This is a genomic window from Streptomyces sp. NPDC002044 (assembly GCF_040296725.1).
GTDB classification, from domain to species: Bacteria; Actinomycetota; Actinomycetes; order Streptomycetales; family Streptomycetaceae; genus Streptomyces; species Streptomyces antarcticus.
The window spans coordinates 1-4,753 of record NZ_JBEOXU010000262.1 but is presented as its reverse complement, the minus strand read 5'-3'; the positions used below and the strand labels follow the sequence as shown (position 1 = coordinate 4,753).

Here is a 4,753-nt window from a genome sequence, read left to right as displayed (position 1 = left end):
CCTCGGCGTGGCGGGCCGGCCGCTCGGGCCTGGACGGCCCGCTCCTGCACCCGCGCACGATGCGGGAGACGTCGCCCGCCGGAGCCGTCGAGGCGCTCTACGCCCATGTGCGGGAAGCCCTCACCGACCACGGCGACGACGAACGCGTCCGGGAGGGCGTCGCCCGCCTCTTGGAGCACGGCAACGGGGCACGCGTCCAGCGCGAGCTGCTGCGTACCGAAGGGGACCTCGCGGCCGTGGTCACGCGGTGCGCGCGGCTCACGACGCCCCCGGCCGGCTGACGGAGCCCCGGAGAAGGTCCGGTCACCGCAGCGGAGCCGCCGCGCGCCGGGCGCGGCTTGGTGCGAACCCACGGACGCGCCGCCGCGGAGGCCGGGAATCTCATGGTTTCACCCAGTGGGTCTGCGGAGCCGCCCCCGGATACGTTCGCCACGTTCCGGAATCCGTGGAGGGGGCATCGTGGGCGCTGTGACATCCGTGCTGGTGGCGGCGGTCCTGTGGGGAACGGTGGGGCCCGCGCAGATCTGGGCCGACGCGGGGATGCCGCCGGTGGCGCTCGGCGCCGCCCGGATGCTGCTGGGCGGGCTGGTGCTGAGCGTACTGACGGTGCGCCCGGCGGGGCTGCGCACGCTGGTGCGTCCCGGGGTCCGCCGCTGGGTGGGGCTGTCCGTCCTGGTCACGGCGGGCTTCCAGGTCTGCTTCCTGGAGTCGGTCGAGCGCTGCGGGGCCGCGCTGGCGACCGCGGCGGCCTTCGGGACCGTACCCGTCGTCAGCGGGGTGTGCGCCCGCCTGCTCTCCGGCGAGCGGATGACGCGGCGCTGGCTGTGGGGGACGGCCTGCGCGGTCGCCGGCATCGGGTTCCTGCTGCTGCCGGGCAGCGGGGCGCGGGCGGACGTGCCCGGCGTGGTCTGCGCGGTGGTGGCCGGGGCGAGCTTCGGCGTCTACATAGCGGCGGCCGGGGAACTCGGTGCGAGGGGCGCGGACCTCGCCGCGGCGGCGCCCGTGAGCGTCCTGTGCGCGGGGCTGCTGGTCTCCCCGTTCCTGGTCGCGTCCCCGGAAGGGCTGGCCGACCCGCGCGCGCTCGCACTGATCGGCTGGCTCGGGCTCGGCACCACGGCGCTCGGCTACCTGCTGTTCACGCGGGGCGTCGGCAGGCTCGGCGCCGCCACCACCGGGACGCTGAGCCTGACCGAGCCACTGGTCGCCACCCTGCTCGGGGTCGCACTGCTGGGCGAGCGGCCCGGTCCGCGCGCCGCCGCCGGCGGGGTCCTGCTGCTGGGCGGGCTGGTCCTCGTGTCCCTGCCGCCCGGGCGGCGGAATCGGGCCGGGGCGAAGCGGGCCGGGCCGGAGCGGGCTCCGGCCGAGCCGGCCCCGCCGGGACCGGATCCGGCGGAACCGGCTCGGGCGCCCGCGCCGGGATGACCGGCCCGCGGGCGCCGCGCCGGGCGGGGCGAGCGGCTCAGCGGTCCCGGTAGGAGGACATCTCGTCCCGCACCCGGGACGAGAAGAACATCGGGCCCACCGCGTCGGCCCAGGCCATCCCCTCCGGCGTCAGCGCCAGTGTCCCCGCCTGCTCCCGGAGCCAGTTCTTCCCCAGCAGGGCGTCCAGCTCGCGGGCGAAGTCGTCCTTGAAGCGCGTCGTGAACCGCCGCTCGTAGTCGGCCACCCGCAGCCCCGTCGACTCCAGCAGGTGCTGCAGCACGTACATCCGGCGCCGCTCGCCGCCGTCCATCCGGAAGGCCCACCGCGCCCGCTCGAACCGTGCGGTCGGGGTCGCGATGTAGTCGTCGATGATGCGGCGGACCTCGGGCACCGCGACCGCGTAGTCGGTGGTGTAGTGCAGCTCGCCGGTGAAGGAACGGGCCCCCACGCCGAGCCCGACCATGCCGGCCTGCTGGTTGTACTCGCTGATGCCGCTGCCGTCGGTGTCCTCCAGAGCGGCGGTGCCGACGCGCCGGAAGACCCGCATCGAGGTCTGCTCGTACCCGGCGGACAGCAGGTGGTCACGGCCGTAGCGGTACAGCCGCAGACGCTGCTCGTTCCAGTCCTCGGGCGTCGCGGCGTGGCGGCCGCTGAGCCCGGTCAGCGGGCGTACGTAGAGGGGGTACAGGTAGACCTCCTCCGGCTCCCAGGCGAGCGCGGCGTCCAGGGACACCTTGAACGTCCGCTCGGTCTGGCCCTCGATGCCGTAGATGAGGTCGATGTTGAGGATCGGGAACCCGGCCGCCTTCAGCCGGGCGAGCGCGACCTCGACCTCCTCGCGCTTCTGCGGGCGGACGGCCGCGCGCGCCTCCTCGTCGATGAAGCTCTGCACGCCGATGCTCAGCCGCGTCGCGCCCCGCTCGGCCAGGACCGCGATCCGGTCCGCGGTCGCCGTGGCGGGCGAGGTCTCCACCGACCAGGACGAGGTCTTGAGGTCGGCGCCCATGACGTGCTCGCAGATGTCGCACAGCCGGGTCAGTTCGGCCGCCGTCAGGTAGGTGGGGGTGCCCCCGCCGAACGCCGCGAGCGGGAACCGTATCTCCTCACCCCGCGCCTCCAGCGCCCGCCTCGTCACCCGGGCCTGACGCTCCAGGGTGCCGAGGAAGTCCCGGGTGACGTCCTCGGGCGCCCCGGTCCGGGTGAAGAGGTTGCAGAAGCCGCACCTCATCTCGCAGAAGGGCACGTGCACGTAGAGGGACAGGGCGTCGAGCCGCTCCGCGGACCACAGGTCGCTGAGCAGCGGCCCGTCCTCCAGGAGCCGGTAGGCCTTCTGGTGCGGATAGGCGTACACGTACTGCTCGTACGGGGTCTGCGGCTCGGCGGCGGGGAGACGGCGGGGAAACGCGGGCACGGGAAGCGGAACGGTGGTCGTCATAGCGGAACGTGACTCACTTTCAGAAGTGATCGTGATCGCCGTACGTGACACCGCGTCACCATATGGTGGCGCCGCGCTTCCCTTCTGTAGTGGGAACCGCATAAAACGGGTTTGTCGGCATGGAGGTTCACATGCACTTTTCGCGATGAGCCCGTCGAGGTGGCGGCGCGGCGGCGGGTGGGGTTCCGTGTCCGGCATGACACGACTCCTCATCGCCGCGGGAGGTGGCGGCGACGCCATCACGGCGGCCGTGGTGCACACGGCCCTGCACGGCGCGGGGACCCCCGCCCTGGTGCTGACGTACGCCTGGGAGCGCCTCGTCGTCGATCCCGTGCCGGGGCCGCGCCGCGCGACCGACTTCACCGGCACCGAAGCCGCCGCCCCCGACCTCGCCCTGGTCACGCCCCGCACCGCGCCGATCGCTCCGGCGGGCTCGCTGATCCCGCGCCTGGCAGCCGGGCTGGAGCCGAGGCTGGGGCTGCTCGACCCGTACGGGGGCACCCGCGGCCTGGCCCGGCAGATCCGCGCGGCCGCCCGCTGGTGCCGGGCCGGGCGCATCGACCTCGTGGACGTCGGCGGCGACATCGCGGCACGGGGGGACGAGCCCACCCTCCGCAGTCCGCTCGGCGACGCCCTGGCCCTCGCGGCCTGCGCGGCGACGGGCCTCGCCACCACCGTGTACGTCGCCGGCCCCGGCCTCGACAACGAGGTGCCCCTGACAGAGCTCCTGCCGAGGCTCGGACCGCCCGCGTTCGCCCTGACCGCCCCGCACACCGAGGGCGTGCTGCCCGTCTTCGACTGGCATCCGTCCGAGGCGAGCGCCCTGCTCGTCGCGGCGGCCCGCGGCGTACGCGGATCCTGCGGGACCCGGGACGCACCCCGCCCCGTCCTCCTGGACGACTCGGCGTGCCAGGTCCACCGCCTCACCCTCGACGCGGCCCTCGCCCTCAGCCCCCTGGCCCGCGCCCTCGCCGGCTCCACGAGCCTGGACGACGCCGAGGCCGCGTCCCGCGAGGTGTGCGGCTTCTCGGAGATCGAGCGGGAACGCCACCGGGCGGCGCGTCCCGGGCCGCCGCACAGGCCGCACACGCCGCACCCGTCGCTGGCGTCGCGTGGGTCCCGCGACGCCGAGACCGTCCTGGCCCGGTTCACGGCCTGGAAACGCGACCTGCTCGCCGACGGCCTCGCGTACGTCACCTCGCGCAGGATCACCGAGGACCTCGGCCTGAGCGCCCCGGAGGCCCGGTCGCTGCTCGGTACCCCGCGCGCGGCCGCCTCCCCGCGGCGGGCGGCGCCGCTGTGGGGGCTGGCGTAGGGCTCGGCCCGCACGACCCGCACGACCCGCACGACCCGTACGCCCCCGGACCGCCCCGACCGCCCGTGATGCGGCCGTCACCCACATGAGGGTTCGGCGCCGCGACTCGGTGGGCACGGCTACGGTCGTGAATCGGCGGGCGCTCGCACCAGTCGGGGAGCACCGCCTGTGAGGCGACGGACGGCCCCGAACCGTCCGTCGCCCCCGTGGCCCCGGTGCGCGACCGGGGCCACGCGCAGCCGGTGGCCGTCCGCTCCCGCATACGGGTGATCTCCGGACCGCGCCCGTCACGCGGATGCGGGTGGATTGTCATACGGGTATGACGACTTCGCGCACGATGTCCCGGCTGTCGGCCCGGGAGACCGCCCAGAACGCCCTTCCCGCGCCGGGTGAACGACGCAGGCTCCGCGAACTGTGGGACCTCACCCCACAGCAGGTGGCCACGGCCTTCGGCGTACGGGCGGCCACGGTCCGCTCCTGGGAGTCGGGGCGCAGCGAGCCGAAGGGACAACGCCGGGACGCCTACCGGCGCTTCCTCCAGGGCCTCGCCCAGCGCGCCGACCTCCGGCCCCGGCCCGCCG

The 4,753-nt window shown here is 75.2% G+C and carries 5 protein-coding genes; 4 read left to right on the top strand and 1 reads right to left on the bottom strand.

All coding sequences use genetic code 11. From position 1 onward, the window contains the following. On the top strand, window positions 1-281 hold a 281-nt coding region (locus tag ABT106_RS31115; protein WP_502979536.1), incomplete at its 5' end, for a glutamate-cysteine ligase family protein. Window positions 282-459: 178 nt separating this feature from the next. After that, on the top strand, window positions 460-1,422 hold the full coding sequence (locus ABT106_RS31110; RefSeq protein ID WP_351284186.1) for a DMT family transporter: 963 nt from the start codon (window positions 460-462) through the stop codon (window positions 1,420-1,422). 37 nt (window positions 1,423-1,459) lie between these two features. On the opposite strand, the gene ABT106_RS31105 is transcribed toward ABT106_RS31110, so the two are convergent. Continuing rightward, entirely contained in the window at window positions 1,460-2,857 is a 1,398-nt protein-coding gene (locus ABT106_RS31105) for an STM4012 family radical SAM protein (RefSeq protein WP_351284183.1), read from the bottom strand. A 196-nt stretch (window positions 2,858-3,053) separates the two neighbouring features. Between ABT106_RS31105 and ABT106_RS31100 the strand changes: the two genes are divergently transcribed. Both ABT106_RS31100 and ABT106_RS31095 read left to right on the top strand, forming a co-directional pair. Next, window positions 3,054-4,172 carry a DUF1152 domain-containing protein gene (locus ABT106_RS31100; protein WP_351284181.1) on the top strand — a complete coding sequence of 373 codons (1,119 nt, stop codon included), beginning with the start codon at window positions 3,054-3,056 and terminating at the stop codon, window positions 4,170-4,172. A gap of 319 nt (window positions 4,173-4,491) precedes the next feature. Beyond that, the coding region (locus ABT106_RS31095) for a helix-turn-helix domain-containing protein (protein ID WP_351284178.1) at window positions 4,492-4,753 on the top strand (262 nt) is incomplete at its 3' end.